The following is a 21,730-nucleotide window of genomic DNA, read 5'->3' as shown; positions in this document are numbered from 1 at the left end:
CGAATTGTAATGCACCAGAACATCCCTAGAGCAACCAAATACTTTGGCGGAAGATGATGTAGAAAAACGGGTGCGATAAGCCGGGTACGACTTGCGCTTCGCGATCGCAAAAAATTCGAGTTCTAATCGGGTATCCCGATCGCAATGCTATTGAAACTCCACCTCATCTCCGCCATCAGTTTCAGATGGAGCATCATGTACTGTCACCGCTCCTAAAAACCTACGCATACTTAGGCATTAGTGCTTACTCTCTTCTCTTTCTTCTCCTGACGGAGACGCTACGCGGACGCGTACTTTGCGTCTTTGCGGTTCATTTAATTAGGTAATCTCCCTTGCGGGATAGGAGTAAACCTGAGTATAGCAATTCCATTCGCTCCGAGTAAAAATACTGAAATAAAGAATTTTTAGCAGCAGCAAAAAGAGCTAGTCGTGATAATCTTAAACTTGTATGATTTCTGAGATTAATAAGGATAGTGAAGAATAAATCCAGAACAAGTACGCTCGATTAAATCCCAAATCACAATCAAGTCTAATCCTCTGACCTATAATGAGTATATTAACTTTTTCCCACGTCCTCTAGAACTTCACCAAGGTTATCCGACTGACGGCTATCTAATACTCATTGCCTTGGTTAAATGCTATGGATTAAAGAAAGTTGTCAGGCTTGTTCCGCGAGAACTTTGGGAGGAGGTACTTAACCAAGTTTACCCACCAACGTAAGTAGTAATTAAACGAAGTGTAAAAATGAAAACAAAACGCGAAAGAGAAGAAATTATCAAGGCTATCAACGTACTTCTACACGGCGCTTACGACAGCACTTTAGATGAAATTGTCGCATTATTAAAGAAAATCGATGATGAAGAGGATGAAGAAGACATTAGAGACGCACGTGCTGAATTAGAAGACATTAAAATAAATGGTGGTATACCGTGGTCAGATAAGAAAAAAAACGTGGCGTGAATTACCAAGTTCATTAGTAAGCCTAAACAATCTACTATTTAATAGTTTTTTACATAATAGAACTCTTACACAAGTAAATTTATCTGCGTTCATCTGCGTGCATCTGCGGTTAGTAATTCATTTTTTTAACCTTTGCAGAAAGTCTATTGAACTCTTTTCACTGAGCCGCATCATTAAAGCTATTAGGATCTAACCCCGGAGGAAATAAAACCACTTCCTGTTTTGAAAACAGGGATTTGTAATAAAGTTCAATTGCCTTTTCTAAAACACAGTACTTAATTGGGACCCATCTGCCATTGTAAAAGTAGACAACAACGCGGCTCATTGCGTACTCTTCTAACGGGAGGGGAAGTTGCCAGGGTGAAAACATGGTTTCAACCTTAAAGAAGTAGCTTGATTACTTTGATACATCAAGATAAGACATTACCACTATCTTAAGTAAGATTCCTTTACCCTCTAAATGAATATCATTACTTTCATTCACCGAGAGTAGCTTTCCGGAAATTGCTTGCCACACTCCTTGCATATATAACGCTGCTTGCCATGACGGTGACCGTTTTTAGATACGGCGCTTGAATCACAATGGGGACATTGGATTGATTTCATTACTTTCATTACCTTGTGTGGAGAAACTTCATTCCCTATTTCATCCCCTACATGAGGGTGTAGGTACGCAAATAACAATGCTCGGATTTGATCGAAAATCTCCTGACGATGGGGTTCATCACTGCGTAGCGCCACAAGTGCTAAAGTGTTACAAGCATGAACGCTAACTTCAGCGAGTAGCTGGCACTGTTCCAGAATTAACGCCCGGTTGCGCTGCTTTAGAAGTTTTGCCATGAAGTCAATCGCTTCTTGAGTAAAGCTTTCATCAATATTTTGAAAGATTGCTGGAGACTTGAAGTATTGCATAAACACAATCCGGCTGGTTTGGTCTTGAAGAAGTTCTTTGTAAATAACAACCATAGCTGAGATAAATCCTTCAAAAGGCTGTTGAATAATTTCTGGCTTGTTGAACTTTGCCCATGCAGCATAGACTCTTTCCCTGTGACGTAATTCCAACGCATGGAAAATGGTCATCTTATCTGGGAAAAATTGATACAGAGAACCGATCGCTGTGTCAGCACGAGTTGCGATCGCATGAGTTGTTGCTGCCTCAAAACCGACTTCATCAAAGATTTCCGCAGCTGCATCTAGGATGCGTTCAACACGTTGCTGACTTCGCTTTTGCTTGGGTTGGCGGCGCATAGAAGGGGGGTGGGGAGTGGGGAGTAGGGAATGGGGGAAAGAGTGTTGCTTCCATGCATGACGGCTTGCAACCCATGGGGCTGTTCCTAAGAAAATTCTCTTGACAAATGTGAATAATCTGTCATGATTTATAAATAAGAACACAAACTATACCAATTTGAAAAAAGAGTGCGACAGATAGTTGGGTAGAATTAAGTCCAAGTGGGGCTTTTTCAATCCAAAATCTAAAATCCAAAATCCAAAATGGTATGATTTGTCACAATTTTACAGAAAACTTAGATCTGATGCGAAGGACTCAGTCCCGTTGTCAACAGCATTTCATTTGACGGAGAAAAATATGAACCCTATCTTACCAGGTGCTCCTTGGTTGATTGCTCACAAATCTATGTTGGGTGCAAACAAACCTGTAAAAATTACGCTTAACGGTCATGATTATGTTTTATGGCAAAACCAGCAAGGCGAAATCTGTGCTCTTGAGAATGTCTGTCCTCATATGCAGGCTCCTTTGTCAGATGGATGGATTTGCAAAGACAGAAACACCATTACCTGTCCCTTTCATGCACTAGAATTTGATAAGGAAGGCAGATTGTACCGAGAAGGAAAAACAGATAGTCAAGCGATCGCAAAACCCTTAGAACTGATTGTTATCGATGATTGTATCTGGACATATGGCGGGTTTGAACCAAAAATTCCAGTTCCCGATTTAATTTCCAAACTGAAAACAGGGCTGAATTTTATAGGAGTCGCTGGAATTAAAAGTATCAAAGGCAGTTTTTTAGACAACCTTTTAATTAATTACGACTATAACCACCAAAATGGAACCCATCGCGAGTTATTTAAAATCAAAGCCAATCATATTCCTAGCTTTGAACATGATGGCTATTGGGCTAAAGTTGTCCAAGAACTTTACAGAGATGACAATACACTCAGCGAAATTTTCAGCAATCCAGCGTTACTAATCGCGCCTAAAATGTACAAGAGTATTCTAGAGTATGCTTTCCCTGCTCTTACAGCCTTTCAAACCCAGACTCCTGTTGTTGACCTTTTGCAAACTCATGTTCTCTATCCGGAAACAGAAAATAGTACTAAAACTTTTGTTCTTGTCTACACAAAAATGAAGTTACCTGGTTTGGATTTGTTGTTAAAAAATTCAATTCTTAAAGCTGTAGCTACTGTAGTTGAGCAAGATACAACAGCCATTGAGAACTTGTATCCCAGAGAAAAAGCTAAAATCAGACTTCCGAATGAAGAGATTATGTTTTATGCTGAAAGGCTCTACCGGGATTGGGAAATGGCATCTGTTATATAAGGCTCTTCTTAATAAGCTGCGGTGTACCACAAGTTCGCCCTCCTCTTACCTCTGCGTACTCTGCGCCTCTGTGGTTAAATAAATTACTTTTGAACCGCAGAGGACGCAGAGAGCGCAGAGAAAAAATGCGCGAGTCCTACGTTTATTTCCTACTCCCCACTCCTCACCATTGTGAAAATGGCTCTTTTACTAAATTGCTATTAAAATATCGAGGATTATCTGAAACCTCCTCACCAATCCAGACGGGTAATTCAATCTGTTGTTTTTCATCACTAAGTTCAACTTCTGCTAAGATTAGCCCTTTGTTAACACCATCAAACTCGTCAATTTCCCACATCAAACCACCCCACTCCACTTTATATCTGATTTTTTCTATCAAAGGTCGCTCACACAAGGTATCCAGCATTTCTTGAGCATCTTCGAGCGGAATAGGATACTCAAACTCTGCTCTTGAGTATTTGACAGTAGGTCCTTTAATCGTTAAATAACCCCGATCTCCTACTATGCGAACGCGTACAGTAGCTCCTTTATGCGTGGCAATATATCCCTGACGGTATACACTCCCCTCTGCTAGATTTCGCCAACTATTTCCTTTGACTAAAAATTTACGTTCTATTTCTCGTGCCATTTTAGTTCTTTATTTAAGTACTATTTTCTTAGCTTATCTTTACAATTTGTCGTTGATTATATACTGTCCACCCATTTAACGTTTGCCTGCGATCCACTCAATATAAGTGCCATTGTTTCTTTACGAATAGGTAACTTTAAGCTAATATTATATTCCCATTAAATCTATTTAATAAGAGTTGCTAAAGGTTAAAAAAATGTTAGTGACTAAACAAACTGTTTTAAAACAATTTTGGTATCCGGTTATCACTCTTGAAAATTTGTTAAAGAGTCCGCAAGCGTTTGAATTATTGGGACAAAAGATTGTTTTGTGGCTAACAGCAGATGGACAACCTGCTGCTATTGCCGATCGCTGCTGTCACCGGACTGCTCAACTTTCTAAAGGACAAGTCATTGAGGGTAACATTTGCTGTCCGTATCACGGTTGGCAATATAATGCTGGTGGGATATGTGTAGAAGTCCCTCAGTTAAAAGATAGTCCTATCCCCTCTAGCTACAGAATCCCTTCTTACCACTGTACCGAACGCTATGGTTATGTGTGGGTAGCTTTGTCAGATCCCCTAGCACCAATTCCTGAAATTCCAGAAGCTTCTGAGGAGCATTTTCGTTACATTCCAGAATTTTACGAACGATGGGAATGTAGTGGCTTGAGGTTTATGGAAAATGAATTTGATAATGCTCACTTTAGCTTTGTACATCAAGGGACTTTTGGTAATTGCAAACAACCAGAACCAGCTTCAGTAGACATTGTAGAGTTAGAGTATGGCATTCATGTAAAAACTGCTTATCCGGTTATCAATCCACCACTACAGCAAAAGAATTTGAAAATTAGTCAAGAAACAACATTGCGGACAAATGAATTAATCTGGTTTATGCCATTTAGCCGCATACTTTACATTCGCTATCCCAATGGGTTAGTACATGCTATCTTTTCTGCAATGACTCCTATTAACGATTCTGCCTCGCAACTGATCCAGTTTTGTTTCCGTAATGACACAGAAGCAGATACTCCGGCTCGTGATATTATTGCCTTTGACCGTGCTGTCACTTTAGAGGATAAAGCCATACTGGAAACGACAGATTACGATGTTCCCTTAGTCTTAAGCAAAGAACAGCATATGGCATCTGATAAACCAGGATTAATCATGCGACACAAATTAGCAGCTTTGCTTAAAAAATATGCAGAAATAGAACAGTGTCGTATTTAAATTAAGCGGTTAATGGCAAAGCAAACAACCCAAACAAATGAGTCTGGTATATCTCCTATTGGTATAATACTCGCACTTGTTCTTTGCGGTATTTTTGGCGGAGACCAAGTTTCCCGTAAAGTAGCATTAACGGAGTTTACGCCTTTGTTTTGCGGATCGCTGGCTTTTTCGCTCGCCAGTATTATACTGTTTGTTTACGCTCGGATTAAGTCAATCAAATTGCAACCGCCTGCACGAGCCGTGTGGAGATTACATTCGATTTCTGCTATTTTATTTGTATTGTTGAACGTTACTGCTTTACCAGCACTGAGACTAACCCTAGCAAGCAGGGCGAGTGTTTTTATCGCTACTTATCCATTTTTAATAGCGATTTTCAATAGCTTTGGTAGCAGGGGCGAACGGATAAATATAGGTAAATTTACTGGTTTGTCCTTGGCATTCGCTGGTGTCTTGATTGTCTTTAGCGATCGCTTGAATGTCCAAGGAGAAACGACTTGGATAGGAGATAGTTTAATGTTGCTGAGTGCGACCTTACTATCAATCATGGTACTGCATCTGAGGACTGTAAACAGGCGTGTCTCTGCAATTCAAGCTACCTTTTGGCAGTTAAGTCTAAGTTTACCTATTTTTTGGTTGTTAACGTTGGTTTTTGAATCTCCACTGACCATCCCACATTTCTCTCGGTCTTGGTTGGGCGTAATATATCAAGGTGTTGCGGTGAATGCGATCGCGTTCGTACTGCGAGCTGAGCTATTTCATCGCTATAGTGCAACTACAGTTTCTGCTTTCTTTTTTATTACACCAGTCATAGGTCTAGCACTGAGCCATGTCTTCTTAGGAGAGTTATTGAATGGGTCTGTAGTTTTGGGTGGCGCGATCGTATCAATGGGAGTTTTTTTGGTTTATCGCTTTACCAGTGACCAGTGACCAGTGACCAGTGACCAGTGACCAGTGACCAGTGACCAGTTACGTGTACGGTATAAGCCCCTAAATTTATTTATGATAAAAAAATTTATTTTCATTATTCAAATCTCCTACTGTTACTCCCTTCCCGGTGTAAGATTACCGCTCCTGTTATTTCTTTTTTTTGGCGTCCTTGGCGTCTTGGCGGTTTTTTAATAGGTAATTTTCTGGCGGTTCGGGAGTAAGTATGGAGATTCACTGGTAACTGGTCACTGGTCACTGTTTATTCCTTGAGTGAATAAAAAAGCATCTCCTCAGGGTGAAATTCCCAAGCCACTCCCTCCGGGTCATGTCCCTGAGACCAAGAGCGAAAATGCTCCCGGTCTTTGTTGCGCGAAATGGTCGTCTTCGTGACGCTCAATCTTTTAGCCAACTCATTTACAGTACACGTTTGGCTTGCGGTAGATTCTTTGGACGATTCGACTGGAGTGACATCAGATGTTTCGCTGGTTTCTAAAGCAGACTCGTCCTTGCTTTGCTTCCGAGATTGGGCTTTAGGAGTCTCGGAAGATGTTTTACTGGTTTCTGGAACAGACTCATCTTTGCTTTGCTTCCGAGATTGAGCTTTAGGAGTTTCCTCAGATGTTTTACTGGTTTTTGGAACAGCCCCGTTTTTGCTTTTCTTCTGAGATTGAACTTTAGGAGTCTCATCAGATGTTTTGCTGGTTTTTGGAACAGCCCCGTTTTTGCTTTTCTTCTGAGATTGAACTTTAGGAGTCTCATCAGATGTTTTGCTTGCTTCTGGATGAGATTCTGGCGCACTTTCTACCAACACTGGTGGAATATCTTGTGCTGGAACACTCGGAGGAACATTCATTTCCTGGAGTCTGGCAAAAGAACTTTCTAACGCAGATATTCTTTGTGTAATATTATCTAATATAGATAATCTCTCCTCAAGACCTGCTATTTGAGGTTCTGAGTCTTTGGTACTGGTAGAGGAACTCGGAGGTTTACCAAAAAATTCACTGAGAATTTGTTTGATAGCTTCGCTGGTTTTTGTTTGCTTTTCATCACAAAATTGCTTTAACCGCTCAGCAAGTTCTGGCGGTAAATACGTAACAATACGAGAATTTTCGGTTGCCATTTTTTCAATCTTAATTTTGTCTTCTCACAACAGTGTGCCGCAAAAGTGCTACAAGTGTGCTGTTACGTTTTTTTAATTTGTCAGTTGAGTAAGACTTTCATGTTTGAGGATGTCTGAGATTTTATATTGAATTCCCTTAGGAGAGGGAGGTTGGCAGAGCAAGGTCTGTCAACCTCACGTTAAAATTAGAGGATGTTTGAAAAGTTTTGGGCGAATATAATTCGCTACTATACAAACTAAGTCCGCCTGCGCGGACTAACGGGAAATCAAGATATTAAAACCCACGTAGGTGGGTTTTGCTTGTATAGTCGCGATTTCCAATCGCCAAGGCTGTATTAATTGAGACTTTTAAAACATCCTCTTAGGACAGATCGCCAATAAATGGTGCTACTGCTCTAACAAATTCAGTGGTAGATTCATAGGGCAAAACGTTGCGACCAGAAATCTTCACTCCCCGACCTTTGGGCAAACGAGCAAGGTAATCAGCTAACCATTCATCTGAGTTCAATCCTTTACCTTCTTTGGCAATGCTTGAGATGTCCTCACCTAAAACAACTAATGTTGGTTGTTTGATAGAAGATATGGCGCTGCTATAATCCTTACGCCAAAAGCCAGCTAAAAACGCAAAAACGGCATGACGACTCTCAAGATTTTCTGCACCCTGTTGTAAGGTGTTTATCCATTCAGCATCCACAGCCTCGCTTGATTTAAACAGTTGACGAGTTGAGAAGGAACTTAAAAACTTTTCCCGTCGTGCGTAGCGGTAAAAAGCGTTGCCTAAAGGTGAATTTAGAAGGTTCCAGATTGTTTTCTGTTGCCACTGAGGTGTGTTTTTCGTCAATAAAGGCATAGCTGGAGGACTCGCTAGTACTAATCCGGTAATGAAATTAGGTTCTTGTTGGGCTAATTCTATGGCAACAGGAAATAAAGCACCTTGCACGACAACGATGACAGGTTTTTGTACAACTGTTTGCAAAAAGTGTTGCAACTGTTTTGCCCAATCATCGGGAGTGTAAGCGACGTGAGGCATATCGCTTTCGCCGCATCCCAACAAATCGGGATTGTAAATGGAATTGCGGTGTCCTTGTTTGTACCATTCAGTATGAAACCGCCGCCAAAATTGTCGTGACAAGCCAACGCCAATGGGGTGAATCAATAACAGGGGCGTGCCTTCAGGTGCTGAAAAGCCGGGGTTGAGGGTTTCGTAGCCAGCACGATAGTTTTTCCAATTGTAAAAATGGGTGGAAGATGTTGCTTTATCTTGAGTAATCATTTAAAAATCATATCGGGGTGAATGAGCTTGTATCCCGCCTCTTTTATTTTCTTATTAGACACCCTGGCATTGTAGGGACGCTTGCTCTGTTGGGAAGAATCCCATGTGACTTTTGGTAGATTGTGTGCCTCAAACAGGCGATCGTATAATTCGCGACTTATAAGATGTGCATCATCAACTAAGTTGTAAATACCTTGTAATTGATGCTCGCGAGCAAACTCTATTGCACTAACAATATCATCTAAGTGAACCCAGTTTGTCACATCTTCACCGTTACCAGGTCGGGTTGTACCAGCATATCGATCCAATAGTTCGATTAACTCTCGACCAGGACCGTAAATTCCTCCTAACCGTAAAATACAAACACGGAGATTTTCATCAGAGGCTGATAGTAAAACTTGTTCGGTGTCTCCCAGAATTTGCCCGTTTTTGTTGGTGGGTTCAATTAATGAATCTTCATCTACCCAATCCCCATTTCTATCGCCGTATACAGAATAACTTCCTGTATAGATGAGATGTCGTACTGTCGGTATCTGTTTTAGGGTATCGATTAAAGTTTGAGCAGTTTGCACGTAAGCTTCTTCATAGTTATCAGCGCCCTTTGCACCAACACTCAAAAGTACCACATCTTGATTTTGTAAAACTGATTTTAAACCTTCGCGTTCGCTACCTTTGACGATCGCAACTCGTTGGGCTACTGCTTGCAATAAGGGTAAACGTTCGGGGGTAGTTGTGGTAGCCGTAATCGTGAAAGGCATTTTCTGCCAGTATTCAGCCACTGCATAACCTAGGTATCCGCAACCAATAATAGTAATGTTCATTTTTGTATAAAAATGATAAGTATCAGTTTTGCGATGGCGTATCACCGCAGCCAGGTAAATAAAAGTATACAGAGTTAAGGTTAGCTATTAGTATAGTTTATTATAGTTCCCCTCCCCACACCTAGATGTGAGAAGGGGAGCGTCAAAGAACAAACAATTAGTCGCGATCGCCTGCAGTTCTTTTAACAGTGTCTGGATATACAGATCCAAGGTCTTTCACAGCTTCTGCTGATTCTTTTGCAATTCTTTGAGCTCGTTGGACAGGAGCATCTTCTGTTTTACGAGCTTCTCTATTCCACTCTCCTGTTGTTTTTGGTCTGTCAGAACCATCTTGATGTACGGCTTGGTCAACTCTCTTGGTTACAGCTTGAGCACCACGCTCAGCATTAACGCTTGTTGTCAGCACCAGAAATCCAACTAGGACAACAGCTACGAAACGCTTAACTTGAAACTCTTTGAGTAGAGCACTGATGTGGGCGATCGCATTAGAAATCAGATTTGTCATCACAAGACTCCGTTATTTCGTTACTTTTTGTGGTTGCGGGACATGGCAAAATCACTATAAATAAGGACTTGCTGTTAAAATCAGCCAAATTCCACTTATATGAGCAGCCTGCCTACAAAAATAAGATTAATTGCGAAAAAATAATTATTCCTCTAACAGAAGTCATAGCTTGGCCTAAACCTAAAGAATATTTAAGGAATGTAGGTGGGGTTCTGCCCTACTTAGAAGTTATGTTACTGATGGTAATTGAAACAGAAGAAGCTCGGAGATTGAGAACTTTAAAAAACAAGCCAGCTTTCGAGCAAAAAGTCGGAAAATGATATTTTGGAAATACTATGCCTAAATTCCCTCCGAAAGACTACGTTGAAGCGGTTTCCTTTCCTGATGGAATTACTTTGCACCCTATTGGTGTAGTTCACTCCCCCTACAAAGAGAGACATGGTACACCGCGTCAAGCCCAACTTCAATGCACCCCATCATATTACCAGCCAGCAATAGCGCAAATAGAACTCTTTTCTGATAGAATACCTCCCATTGCCCTCAAAGACATGGATGGCTTCGATCGCATTTGGGTGATAGCATGGCTGCACCTAAACAAACATTGGAACCCTACTGTTATATTGCCACGAGGACCGCGCATCCGACGAGGGACGCTAGCAACTCGCGCCCCCCATCGTCCCAACCCCATTGGAATCAGCGCACCCAAGCTTATCAAAATAGAAGGTTTAATTTTGCACGTCGAGGGAATCGATCTACTTGACCAAACGCCCGTACTCGATATCAAGCCCTACGTAACTTACTGTGATTCTTTTCCAAATGCCAAGTGCGGCTATGTAAATGAAATGGAAAATGCTCAAGAGTATGAAATAGACATCTTCGGAAAAGATAGACCGACTTGAAAAAAGGGAGTAGGGAGTGGGGAGTAGGGAGTGGGGGAAGAGAAATTTTCCTATATGTCAGTGCATACAGTTCATGAGGCTACTTGGTAAACTCGGGGATTGGTCACTGGTCACTGGTCACTGGTCACTAGTCACTGGTCACTGGTCACTGGTCACTGGTCACTGGTCACTGGTCACTGGTCACTGTACTATCCACATCCTCTAAACTTGCACAACCACTTAATGCCATAGCCACATCTAACTCATCTCTTAACAATTCGATAACATGAGCAACACCAGCTTCTCCAGCGACAGCCAATCCCCACAATATAGGACGACCTACAAGCACAGCTTTTGCTCCTAATGCTAGAGCTTTTAAAATATCAGTTCCTCTACGGATTCCTCCATCAATCAATATTTCAGCACCACCATCGACTGCTTTGACGACTTCTACTAAAGCATCTAAAGACGCGATCGCACCATCTAATTGACGCCCGCCGTGGTTGGAAACAACAATTGCCTTTGCTCCATATTCTACTGCACGCACAGCATCATCTCCCCGTAAAATCCCTTTTAACACCAAGGGTAGGGGAGATAAAGACTGTAACCATTCTAAATCTTTCCAAGTCACTGCAGGATCTAATTGCTGGGCAAAATAGGTAAACAAACCAGATTCCCCTTCTTGATGGGGAATATTCAGCCCGGAAATATTCCCCAAATTAGCCAATTGCAAACCTGGTGGTAGAGCAAACTCATTGTGTCTGTCTCGTTCCCTGCGTCCCAAGACAGGCGCATCTACAGTCAAACAAAGCGCTTTATATCCTGCAGCATAAGCTCTTTCTACCAAAGCACGAGTTAGTCCTCGGTCTTTATGGATGTAAAGTTGGAACCATTGGAGAGCAGGAGAATGAGAGCGATGCTGCAAAGCCGCCGCTACGCGATCGCAAACAGTTGCGACTTCTTCTATACTTTTTGTTGAGAGAGTACTCAACACCATCCCAACACCAGAAGATCGAGCTGCTCTTGCTGTAGCAATTTCTCCTTCAGGACAAGCAAGACATTGAAAAGCCATGGGAGCAATGAGGAGAGGCATTTGGATGGGTTGACTCAAGATATGAGTAGCTAAATTGCGCTTGCTCACATCTACGAGTATTCGCGGACGCAACTTGTATCGTTCAAAAGCCGCCCGGTTATCTCTTAACGTGACCTCATCCCAAGCACCACTAGCATAGTAATCCAAAGCCATTTGAGATAAGCACTCAACGGCTAACTTTTCATACTCAAATAAATTCAGCGGTTTGGTACTATTTTTATTCATTACCCATTTCATCGCGATGCACGGTGTCAGGTGAAAATGCAGGAAGACAAACAGCAATATACTCCGCCCCCTCTTCTGTGGGAGTGCTGTAGCGAACCCATTCACCAGCTCGTGCAATTACCGCTTGTCCAGCTTGAACATCGAAGTACCCATCCGAATATTCTACTCTTAGCGTGCCTTTAAAAACTACGGTGAATTCATCAAACTCAGGACGCTGTCCCGGTTCAAGCCATCCACTAGGCGATCGCATATGAGCAATACTGAGAGATTCAGTCTGAGTTGATACGCGCCCAATGTACTCATCAATTAACTTGGGCTTATTACCTGCGGCTTCGATACGCTTCGGTTCGGGTATGAGTTGTGGCATGGTTGTTAATTATGATTGAAGGCATCACAAAGATTAGTTTACCAACAGCAAGGACATGATATAAGTTGATTACAAACCCAAACAGTAGCGAACAGTCGCTTCTATTTCCAGCATCTTCGCGTCGGAAACTTGAGCAAATGCTTCAGTGGGAAACCGCCCTTTGTCTATAGACCTTACCTAAAACAGGTCGTGTACCCGCCTGTTCCCTTCCCTGAACTGGATTGAGATTTACTAAATAAATTTGACCTCGCTGAATGCTCACACCTTTTCCAAACCATCCATCTCAGTAACGGCAAACTCATCGTTAATGGCGGCTATTTCTACTATAATATCAGGGTCGCTAGCCATTGCCCTTAATTGTTGCTGCATATATTTCTCATTAGCAAACAAATTGGCTGTCTGTTGCTTTTCTCGGACTTGTCTAGCGATACGTTCGAGCAGCCAAAGTTTTTCTTCTAGGGATAAGGTACGGATGGAGCGCTCGATTTCTTGTAAACTTAGTGATATCATTTCGCTTGCTCTTCCAGCTAAGACGTATTTTGCCAACAGATCCATTATTTTAGCACAACAAATCGAGATTGCTATTGGCTATACTTTTGCAGCAATCTGTTCCGGTTCGAGCCATCCACTAGGCGATCGCATATGAGCAATAATGCTATACTATTGAATTAAAAGTTTGGTGCCATAAAAAGAAAGACCCATTAGAAGAAGGTTTGGAACAGTTAGATTCCTATTTGACGAGGTTGGGAGAAAATTTTGGTGGTTAGTTATTTTTGACCGACGTAGCAACGCACTACCCCTGGAGTCAGGCTTGGCGACTTAAGTGACAACTACTCATCAAGAACGTTCTCTCACCGTTGTGCGTGCATAGGTAGTAAGTTCAAGTGATTTCAACAGACTTATTCATAATATTTTGTAAAAGAGTATTCACGTTTTTTTGTTTTAATACCTTACTATACTTACCCTCAAAGGATTGAATTCCTGCTTGATACTCTTCTGGAGTATAGCAGTCTTCCTCAAAATAATCGTTATCTTTATATCCGTAGAAAATTAGATTAGAATCAATTCTGTTTAAAAATGGTTGAGTAAGAGTAATCCGTTTAAAGACCTCGAAATATCCAATTAGATAACCGTAAAAATAACTCAAAAAATAATTAATTTCTATTCGGGAAAACTCTTCTTCAAAAGGTTTATACACTTTATTGTTCTCATTATCTTCCACGCCATTCTCGACAATTTTGTTCAGTCTAAAATAAACAGAGCCTCTATGGTCGCTAATTTGCATTAGGTAAAAGAAACTTCCTGTTTTCTTTTCGACTACCAGTAATAATGGAAAACTAAATGAGCCTTTCCATTTATCAAAATAATCGCTACTCTCCCCAAATATTGACTCTAGTACTACAAAGAATTCTGCTAAATTTAATTCATCTTCCTTACCATGTTGAGAACGAAAAAGCGAGTGGTAAAACCAAAAATCAGGGTCTTCGATTCGGAGGCTATTGTCCCTGAGTTTGTTGTCTTCCAAATCATCTATTCTCCACATATGATATTTGATACCTTTAGATTCCAGGACTATCATACTTCGCTCTTTGATTTGCCTGATTACCTGCTTCATAACATTTGCTCACCTTATGACTAGTTTTTCTTTATAGTACAATAATACTATTAAAGGCAACTGCTAAAATGATTTTTTGGTTGGAGTTCCTACTCCCTTCCAGTCCTTCGCCAAAACGTCGAGGATCTTCTTCTGTTGCAATTCTCTTTTCAAGATAAGACAAAATCTGTTCCTGCACGGTGTAATCGAGCTTTCGCAACTCCTTACGTGCGGCGTCGTCCCATTCAATCGTCCACAAGGTCTTTACCCTTCCTGATTTCTTCCATTGTCCAACGACGACCTGGGTTTTGTAACCGCTCAAGGGCGAGATAAGTATCTTCCAAGTCTTCGATGTACTGCAAAATAGCTTGGTGATAATCTGCGCTACAGCGCCCTGTTACTTTAACAAGATGGTTAAGGCGGTTTTCTATCTCTTGTGAGAATTCAATTGAAGACATAGTTGATTACTCCTTAAATATATTAAACTACAGAAAAAACCAAACAATGACGGTCATTGTCAAACCAAGTTACCAACCGCAAGCTAAAGATACGAGTGTTGAAGCCGATGTTTACTTCTTTAACAAGTTACGGCAACTTTCGCTTAAACAAAGAATAGAATTGTGCGCTACCCATGACCGTGGGGTGAAAAAACTGTGCTTAACTGGAATTAAATGGCGACACCGGAATGCTCAACTTGAAAAAATCCGCCTACTCTTTGCCCGTGCTGTCCTAGCAGAGAAATTTTCTCCTGATTTTAAGCCAACAAGCAGTGATGAAACAATGTGGATTCAAGACTCTATTACATTAGCAGGTACACTTCACCTACTACTTGAGTCAATAAACATTCCTTACTATATTAGTGGCGGCGTTGCAAGCTCAATCCACGGAGAAGCACGTTCTACTAGAGATTTGGATTTGGTTATTCAGATTCAAGTCAGCCAGATTGACCTTTTAGTACAGACACTAGAAGTAGCTGGGTATTACTGTCCTGCGGGGGCGGTAGAAGATATGAAGCAAGAACGAGAAAAAACTCTCAACATCACTCACATGGAAACGATCGCTAATGCCGATCTAATTGTGATGGATAACTCCTCACCATTTGCCATTTCTCAAATGTCCCGCAGAATATTATTAGACGTAGAAGGAATGCAACAATTTTGGATAGCTTCACCAGAAGACTTGATTTTACAAAAGTTTCTATGCGGAAGAGGAAGCCGTTCGGAAAAGCAATGGCGCGATGTGCTGGGAATACTGAAGTTACAAAGTGGAAATCTGAATTACATATATTTGACAGAATGGGCTGAGCGTTTGAATATATTTGATGCGTTGAAGCAAGCATTGACTGAAGCTGGCATTTTATAATCAATGGTGCCAAAATGACACCGTTCAGTTATAATTATGGAATATCGTATTTTATTGCATATGCCTAACAGGCACGAGAATACAGTCCGGGTAACAGCAAGAATTCCTGTGAGCGTTCAAGAAATTCTGACAAGATTTGCAGAATTGTCTGGTGCTACCTTGAATCAGTTTATGGTTCAAGCAGCATTGAAAGAAGCAAAAAATTGTTGAACCAATTCCTCACCTTAAGATAGAGAGCAGCTACTTCAATAGTAGTATTTTCTCTTATTTCTTTACAGGATAGATATCTATTTAACTTCGCTTCCCGCTATATTTGTAGAGCGCGTGGTGTATTCGCACTCACTATAAAAAACAAAACAGTCAACCAAAGTATGTACTTTTATGAAATCATAGAGAATAGTCAATAAATTCAGCAAACGATTCTGGTAAAGGCTTATGACGCGTCCTCCCAATTCAGAAAATGAACAGGAGCCTTCTAGCCCTCGCAATCCTCGTTTGGGCTTCCTTTTATTAGGGCGTACTGGTCTTGTACTAGGTGTCATTCTGCTGATTGGAATTGGTACAGGTGCTTGGTGGGTAAGGAACTTCGTCTACCAAGAATTAGCGCCTCTGGTTCAAACGAATCTCGAACAATTGTTGGGAAGACCCATACAAATAGGGAAAGTAGAGCGTTTTTCCCTAACTAGTCTAAGATTTGGTGCGCTATCAGTACCAGCAACTTCTACAGATCCGGACAGAGTAGCAGCAAAAGCTGTAGAAGTCGATTTTTCTCCCCTACGACTCCTGTTTACGCGAACACTGAGCCTTAATGTGACGCTGATTCAACCTGATGTTTACATCCAACAGGACAAGCAGGCAAACTGGGTAACAACTCAACTAAAAGCCGGGGAAGGAAGCGGTTTTATTCAAACTGACTTGGAAACACTTCGGATTCAAGATGGTGATGTCGTCTTAGACCCAACACCTAGAGCGATCAAACCTAAGGGTTCAGTAACGCTAGACCGAGTCAATGGCATAGCTCGAATTCAGTCTCAAAATCAACTTGTTAATTATGAAGTGAGTGCTCAGCCTACCAGGGGAGGTACGGTTCAACTAGATGGAACAACTCAAATAAAATCGCTACAAACTAACCTGAAGGTAAAAGCCCAGAATTTTCAAGCAACTGACTTGAGCAGATTAATTGAGTTGCCAACTGTTTTACAAGCAGGTCGTGTGGATGGTGACTTGACAGTTCAATTACAACAGTCATCTCCAGAAATTTCTGTAACAGGAACAGCTAACGTTTATCAAGTGACAGCCAAAATTCAAAACGTTCCCCAAAAGTTTACTAATGCGACTGGGAGATTGACATTTCAGGGAGAACAGATTTCTTTGGAGAAGCTGACAGCAAACTATGGCAAAGCGCCCTTGGTAGCAAATGGAACCGTCGATCTCCAAAAAGGATTTAACGTTGCGGCGCAAGTTAAGTCAGTCAGTGCCAAAAATGCTTTAGATACCCTCAATACTAGCTTACCAGTTCCTGTTGCTGGAGATTTTCAAGCCAACATTCAGTTGACTGGACCTATCAAACAACCAACCCTGAGTGGAACGGCGAGTGCTATAAAACCAGTAACGGTCGATCGCGTGCTGTTTAATGCGATCGCAACTGGCTTCCAACTGAGTATATCAGAAGCAGCTTCTCAACTTAACATTTCTAACTTGCGATTGGTTCCTGCTGCAGGGGGACAAATTGTGGGGAAAGGTGAAGTAAAACTTGGAAAGGCGAGTGATGTCAAGGTTAACCTACAAGCAGAAGGTATTTCAGCAGATGCGATCGCAAAGGCTTACGGTTTTACAACTCCCATTACTGTAGGCAATGTTTCGGGAAATGCCCAAGTGACTGGTTCCTTGGACAAACAACCCCCCCTGACTGTTAACTTATCCAACATTCAGGCGACTCCAGCCGCAGGAGGGAAAATTAATGCTGATGGTCAAATTCAACTGATTCCTCAAGGGAACGTAGCGTTAAATATTCAAGCACAAGGTTTGTCAGGAAATGCGATCGCACAAGGTTACGGTTTATCAGTTCCCATCAACATTGGTGGTATTTCTGCTAATGCCACAGTCACGGGTACTCTCGGTCAACCCTTATCAGTCAATGTTTCCAAAGTTCTAGCAACACCAGAAGTGGGAGGACAAATCGCAGCCAACGGTCAAGTTCAACTAGCACCCCAAGGTAGAGTCTTATTGAACGTGGAAGCAAACAATCTTCCAGGAGACGCCATTGCTAAAGCTTACAACACTTCACCAGAGATTACCATTGGCAATGTTTCCGCAGATGCCAAAGTGACTGGAACTCTGGGTAACTTACAAGCCCTCGCCCAAATCCAAGCACCAACCGCCACTTATCCCACAATTGGTCAAGCTGTCATCTCCCAACAGGGAGAAAATATTCTCCTTCGAGATGCTATAGCCAACATAGCTGGCAGTACAATCAGAGCAAGAGGTCAGCTGACACAAGGTCGTTGGCAAGCATTTGTTGATGCACAAGGAATTCAATTGCGCCGTTTTGCTCAAGTCCCACAGCAAGTTCAACGAGGAGTTTTAAGCAGTCAGTTAAACTTGGCGGGAACAACTGCATCTTTCCAACCCGAAACTATTCAAGCGACGGGACAAGCAACTTTGCGTAATGTTGCAGGAGGTACGGTTAATGTTAGAAATATTAGCCTCAACAACGGGCGTTGGCAAGCGGTGGCAAATGCAACTCAAGTTCAACTCAATCAATTTTCCGAACAGCTAAAAGGACGGCTCGGTTCCAATCTACGAGTTGCAGGAACAACGCAGTCTTTTCAACTCGCAGATATTCGCGCCGCAGGTCAAGTACAGTTTTCTCAATTAGCTGTTCTCGAAAAACCACTGACAGCGCAAGTTCAATGGAACGGACAACAAATTGCGATCGAACGCGCAACTGCTCCCGGACTGAGTGCATCTGGTATAATAGCTCTTCAATTACCGTCAGAGGGAACGCCTCAAGTCTCTGGGTTTAATCTGGATGTGCTTGCACGGGGTTATAACTTACAACAAATTCCTGTAAACCTTCCCGGTAATGTGGCGCTAGCAGGGTTGTTGGATTTTCGAGGACAAGTGAGGGGTACTCCAGAGACTCCCAATGCTCAAGGAAATATTCAGTTGCGGGGTTTGAAGGTGAATCGTGTGGCGTTCGACCCCGTATTAACTGGAAGAGTCAATTTTCAGGGAGGAGAAGGTGGAGAACTACAACTTGCGGGTCAGCAAGATCGAATTGCTGTTAGTTTGAATTCAAATTATCGCCCAGTGTCATTTCTTGTTCGTTTAGATAACGCTGTCGCAACAGGGAGAACGGAAGGAGACAATCTCCTCCTTAACGTCCAAAGTTTTCCCGTGGCTCTTTTGGAAGGTTTTGCACCTGACAACAATTTAAATTTAAAACCCCTATCTGGGGAGATATCTGGAGATTTAGCAGTTAACTTAGAGGAGTTTGCTGTTGTAGGAGACGTGGCGATCGCTAAACCTCAAGCTGGTAGAGTTGCAGCAGATTCGTTTGAAGGAAGTATTAGTTATGCCAATGGGAGTGCATCTTTAAACAACGGACAGTTGCGGATTGGTGACAGTGCGATCGCAGTGAGTGGTAATGTAGAAACTGGTAATAATCCCCAATTCCAAGCTCAAGCTAATTTTGAGCAACTGAATATCCAAAGAGTCTTACAAGCAGCTAATATTTTTGATTTCCAAGACTTTGCTTCTGGAGTGGAAATTCCCGAATTAGCAGGGGCGGAAGTTCTTCAAACAACACCTGTGAGTTTACCTGACGCAGATTTGTTAACGCAATTACGCCGTTTTGCGGAAATTGAAGCAATGCTTGCAAAAGAACAACAACAGCGTCAGGAAACTCAAACTTTGCCCACGCTTGCAGAATTACAAGGTGCTTTGAACGGACAAATTGAGGTTGCTGGTTCCTTACAGTCGGGATTGAACGCTAGTTTCAATTTTCAAGGTGCTAACTGGCAATGGGGAGAGTATAAATTAGAAGAAGTTATTGCCCAAGGCACGTTTGCAGATGGAATCGTGACATTGATACCAGTACGCGTAGATTTGGGTGAAGGTCTGCTGGCATTTACAGGACAGTTAGGAACTGAAGAACTATCGGGACAACTGCGTGTTGCTGATTTCCCAATATCTTTATTGCAACCTTTTATAGAAAGGTTTCCCATAGATGTTACGGGTCAAGTGGATGCGATCGCAACTCTTGCAGGTAGTTTAAAAGACCCCAGTGCTATAGGAGAAGTGACATTAGAAAATGCAACTTTAAACCAGCAACCAGTGCAAACAGGACAACTCAACTTCAACTATGACAATGCGCGTTTGAATTTTGCCAGTAGCCTATTGATTACAGGAACGCAACCCCTTGAAGCGCAAGGTAGCGTACCTGTTCCTTTGCCTTTTGCTTCCGTACAACCAGAGAGCGACCTCATTAACGTCACGGCTAACGTTCAAGATGGAGGATTAGCGCTGTTAAACGTATTTACCGATCTAGTCACTTGGGTAGACGGTCAAGGACAAGTCAACGTAGAGATTGGGGGTACTTTAACCCAACCAACTATTACAGGAACTGCCACAGTTAATAATGCAACTTTTCAAGCACAAGTTCTACAAGATCCATTAACTGGTGTGACGGGAACACTAGAATTTAACGGGAATAGGGTAGATGTCCAAGGCATTCAAGGGCAATACAATCAAGGTAGTTTGACGGCTGAGGGAATTATTCCCATCTTTGCAAGCCAACAAGCTGAACAGCAAGCAGCAACAAATCCCCTCAAAGTATCTCTGGAAAATCTTGATGTGAGTGTTCAGAATCTGTATCAAGGTGGTGTCAGTGGTGAGGCTGTCATTGGGGGAACTGTATTGAACCCCGACATCAGTGGTGAAATTCTTTTAAGTGATGGTCAAGTCAGGATAGGACAACAAGAAGCGACGGACACTCCACAAGGTGGTCGTACAAAAGGTAATGCAGTCTCAGCCGCTACAACAGCCCAAAATACAGGTGGTTCATCAGGTCGTGCTGCGCCCGCACTTACCGATTCTCCTATCGAGTTTACAAATTTACGACTGGTTTTAGGCGATGATGTTCGTGTCACCACGCAACCCCTTTTTGGTAGTTTTATACCTTCTGTAGCAGACCCAACGCAATCGATACTGAGCTTTGTTGCCAAGGGAGACCTGACTATCAATGGCACTTTAGCAAAACCCGTACCTGAAGGAACCATTAGTCTCACAGGTGGGCAGGTTAATTTATTTACAACTCAGTTTACTTTACTGCGGGGTTACGAACACACAGCACAGTTTATTCCCAGTCGGGAACTAGACCCGATTCTAGATGTCCGGATGATTGCTTTTGTACCGGAAGCCCGTGGAAGCAGAATTTTGACTTCTCCTCTCATTTCTTCGGAGATTAGTGACGTTCCTTCAACAAGTATTGGGACTTTAAGAACAGTACGCGTTCAAGCGAGAGTTGAAGGACCAGCCAGTCAATTATCTGATAATTTGGTATTAACGAGCGAACCCCGTCGCAGCGAACCAGAAATTATTGCATTATTAGGTGGCTCGATTATTAATACATTGGGTCAATCAGATACTGCGTTGGGAATTGCGACCTTTGCGGGTTCTACGGTGTTGGGGGGACTGCAAGGAAGTATTAGTGCGTTAGGACAAGCGATCGGATTTAGTGAATTTCGTATATTTCCTACAAATATTGGTAATGAAGCATCGAAGCCTTCTGTGTTGGGTTTGGCTGCGGAAGGTGTCTTTGATATTAGTAGAGGGTTCTCTGTTTCGCTATCTAGGGTTTTCTTAACTAATGAGCCTTTCCGTTACAACGTGCTTTACCGGGTGAATGACAATACTCTCGTGCGAGGTTCAACGGATTTGGAAGATGAAAGTCGATTGGAAGTGGAGTATGAAACGCGGTTTTAAGAACCGCAGATGAACGCTGATGGACGCAGATAAGTGAGTGCGGTTCTTCTAAAGCTATGGTAGGCATATCATGAAGTTTTTCTCATTTTTTTTCATTATTGTTTCATGTAACTAAGGGATTTTTTTCCATTATGAAATGATCGAAGACCCGGAATTAAAGAGTCAGTAACAGATTAGAGGAATGGGACGAGAAAAGACATTTATCAAATCCCAAAGAAAAATAAC

The 21,730-nt window shown here is 42.1% G+C and carries 22 protein-coding genes; 9 read left to right on the top strand and 13 right to left on the bottom strand.

The window, feature by feature from the left end:
- Positions 1-744: 744 nt before the first annotated feature.
- On the top strand, positions 745-960 hold the full coding sequence (locus WA1_RS20530; protein WP_017741661.1) for a hypothetical protein: 216 nt from the start codon (positions 745-747) through the stop codon (positions 958-960).
- Positions 961-1,440: 480 nt separating this feature from the next.
- Here the strand turns inward: WA1_RS20530 and WA1_RS61755 are convergent, their stop codons facing one another.
- Positions 1,441-2,352: a TetR/AcrR family transcriptional regulator gene (locus WA1_RS61755; RefSeq protein ID WP_419183592.1), complete on the bottom strand. Its 912-nt coding sequence runs from the start codon at positions 2,350-2,352 to the stop codon at positions 1,441-1,443.
- A gap of 193 nt (positions 2,353-2,545) precedes the next feature.
- Between WA1_RS61755 and WA1_RS20515 the strand changes: the two genes are divergently transcribed.
- Positions 2,546-3,517 carry a Rieske 2Fe-2S domain-containing protein gene (locus WA1_RS20515; protein ID WP_017741664.1) on the top strand — a complete coding sequence of 324 codons (972 nt, stop codon included), beginning with the start codon at positions 2,546-2,548 and terminating at the stop codon, positions 3,515-3,517.
- Positions 3,518-3,680: 163 nt separating this feature from the next.
- On the opposite strand, the gene WA1_RS20510 is transcribed toward WA1_RS20515, so the two are convergent.
- Positions 3,681-4,145, bottom strand: a complete 465-nt coding sequence (locus WA1_RS20510; RefSeq protein WP_017741665.1) for a CYTH domain-containing protein — start codon at positions 4,143-4,145, stop codon at positions 3,681-3,683.
- A gap of 196 nt (positions 4,146-4,341) precedes the next feature.
- Here WA1_RS20510 and WA1_RS20505 point away from each other — a divergent pair, with 196 nt between their 5' ends.
- Positions 4,342-5,352, top strand: coding sequence for an aromatic ring-hydroxylating dioxygenase subunit alpha (locus WA1_RS20505; RefSeq protein ID WP_017741666.1), 1,011 nt, complete (start codon positions 4,342-4,344; stop codon positions 5,350-5,352).
- A 12-nt stretch (positions 5,353-5,364) separates the two neighbouring features.
- Positions 5,365-6,279 (top strand): DMT family transporter, encoded by a 915-nt coding sequence (locus tag WA1_RS20500; protein WP_017741667.1) that lies wholly within the window; start codon positions 5,365-5,367, stop codon positions 6,277-6,279.
- A 259-nt stretch (positions 6,280-6,538) separates the two neighbouring features.
- Here the strand turns inward: WA1_RS20500 and WA1_RS20495 are convergent, their stop codons facing one another.
- From WA1_RS20495 to WA1_RS20480, 4 genes are all read right to left on the bottom strand, one after another.
- Positions 6,539-7,399 carry a hypothetical protein gene (locus WA1_RS20495; protein WP_066612935.1) on the bottom strand — a complete coding sequence of 287 codons (861 nt, stop codon included), beginning with the start codon at positions 7,397-7,399 and terminating at the stop codon, positions 6,539-6,541.
- Between the two features lie 361 nt (positions 7,400-7,760).
- On the bottom strand, positions 7,761-8,672 hold the full coding sequence (locus WA1_RS20490; RefSeq protein WP_017741669.1) for an alpha/beta fold hydrolase: 912 nt from the start codon (positions 8,670-8,672) through the stop codon (positions 7,761-7,763).
- Entirely contained in the window at positions 8,669-9,493 is an 825-nt protein-coding gene (locus tag WA1_RS20485) for an SDR family oxidoreductase (protein ID WP_017741670.1), read from the bottom strand. Before WA1_RS20485 ends, WA1_RS20490 begins: the two co-directional genes overlap by 4 nt.
- Before the next feature lie 157 nt (positions 9,494-9,650).
- Positions 9,651-9,998 (bottom strand): hypothetical protein, encoded by a 348-nt coding sequence (locus WA1_RS20480; protein ID WP_017741671.1) that lies wholly within the window; start codon positions 9,996-9,998, stop codon positions 9,651-9,653.
- On the opposite strand from WA1_RS20480, the gene WA1_RS20475 reads away from it, so the two are divergent.
- Together WA1_RS20475 and tsaA are read left to right on the top strand one after the other, a co-directional pair.
- Positions 9,992-10,318, top strand: a complete 327-nt coding sequence (locus WA1_RS20475; protein WP_148662727.1) for a hypothetical protein — start codon at positions 9,992-9,994, stop codon at positions 10,316-10,318. The two genes, WA1_RS20480 and WA1_RS20475, sit on opposite strands and share 7 nt — an antisense overlap.
- A 15-nt stretch (positions 10,319-10,333) precedes the next feature.
- On the top strand, positions 10,334-10,897 hold the full coding sequence (tsaA, locus tag WA1_RS20470) for a tRNA (N6-threonylcarbamoyladenosine(37)-N6)-methyltransferase TrmO (protein WP_017741673.1): 564 nt from the start codon (positions 10,334-10,336) through the stop codon (positions 10,895-10,897).
- Between the two features lie 166 nt (positions 10,898-11,063).
- Here the strand turns inward: tsaA and WA1_RS20465 are convergent, their stop codons facing one another.
- The 7 genes from WA1_RS20465 to relB all read right to left on the bottom strand — a co-directional run bounded on the left by WA1_RS20465 (position 11,064) and on the right by relB (position 14,613).
- On the bottom strand, positions 11,064-12,194 hold the full coding sequence (locus WA1_RS20465) for an alpha-hydroxy acid oxidase (protein ID WP_017741674.1): 1,131 nt from the start codon (positions 12,192-12,194) through the stop codon (positions 11,064-11,066).
- Entirely contained in the window at positions 12,187-12,561 is a 375-nt protein-coding gene (locus tag WA1_RS20460) for a cupin domain-containing protein (protein ID WP_017741675.1), read from the bottom strand. The genes WA1_RS20465 and WA1_RS20460 overlap by 8 nt, the downstream gene beginning before the upstream one ends.
- Before the next feature lie 142 nt (positions 12,562-12,703).
- Positions 12,704-12,823, bottom strand: a complete 120-nt coding sequence (locus tag WA1_RS60030) for a type II toxin-antitoxin system PemK/MazF family toxin (protein WP_272819187.1) — start codon at positions 12,821-12,823, stop codon at positions 12,704-12,706.
- The gene (locus WA1_RS20455) at positions 12,820-13,116 is read right to left on the bottom strand and encodes a hypothetical protein (protein ID WP_017741676.1); all 297 of its coding nucleotides are present in this window, start codon (positions 13,114-13,116) and stop codon (positions 12,820-12,822) included. Before WA1_RS20455 ends, WA1_RS60030 begins: the two co-directional genes overlap by 4 nt.
- A gap of 325 nt (positions 13,117-13,441) precedes the next feature.
- On the bottom strand, positions 13,442-14,176 hold the full coding sequence (locus tag WA1_RS20450; protein ID WP_017741677.1) for a hypothetical protein: 735 nt from the start codon (positions 14,174-14,176) through the stop codon (positions 13,442-13,444).
- 31 nt (positions 14,177-14,207) lie between these two features.
- Entirely contained in the window at positions 14,208-14,414 is a 207-nt protein-coding gene (locus WA1_RS20445) for a type II toxin-antitoxin system RelE family toxin (RefSeq protein ID WP_017741678.1), read from the bottom strand.
- Complete coding sequence (gene relB, locus WA1_RS20440; protein ID WP_017741679.1) at positions 14,401-14,613, bottom strand: type II toxin-antitoxin system RelB family antitoxin; 213 nt, start codon at positions 14,611-14,613, stop codon at positions 14,401-14,403. Before relB ends, WA1_RS20445 begins: the two co-directional genes overlap by 14 nt.
- Positions 14,614-14,659: 46 nt before the next feature.
- Between relB and WA1_RS20435 the strand changes: the two genes are divergently transcribed.
- From WA1_RS20435 to WA1_RS20430, 3 genes are all read left to right on the top strand, one after another.
- On the top strand, positions 14,660-15,517 hold the full coding sequence (locus WA1_RS20435; RefSeq protein WP_017741680.1) for a hypothetical protein: 858 nt from the start codon (positions 14,660-14,662) through the stop codon (positions 15,515-15,517).
- Between the two features lie 36 nt (positions 15,518-15,553).
- Positions 15,554-15,727, top strand: coding sequence for a type II toxin-antitoxin system TacA family antitoxin (locus WA1_RS52970; RefSeq protein WP_017741681.1), 174 nt, complete (start codon positions 15,554-15,556; stop codon positions 15,725-15,727).
- 225 nt (positions 15,728-15,952) lie between these two features.
- Positions 15,953-21,505 carry a translocation/assembly module TamB domain-containing protein gene (locus tag WA1_RS20430; RefSeq protein ID WP_017741682.1) on the top strand — a complete coding sequence of 1,851 codons (5,553 nt, stop codon included), beginning with the start codon at positions 15,953-15,955 and terminating at the stop codon, positions 21,503-21,505.
- Positions 21,506-21,730 lie beyond the last annotated feature (225 nt).

Origin of the sequence: Scytonema hofmannii PCC 7110 (assembly GCF_000346485.2) — a bacterium.
GTDB classification, from domain to species: domain Bacteria; phylum Cyanobacteriota; class Cyanobacteriia; order Cyanobacteriales; family Nostocaceae; genus Scytonema; species Scytonema hofmannii.
The sequence above is the reverse complement of the archived record's forward strand: the minus strand, read 5'-3'. Positions and strand labels throughout refer to the sequence as shown.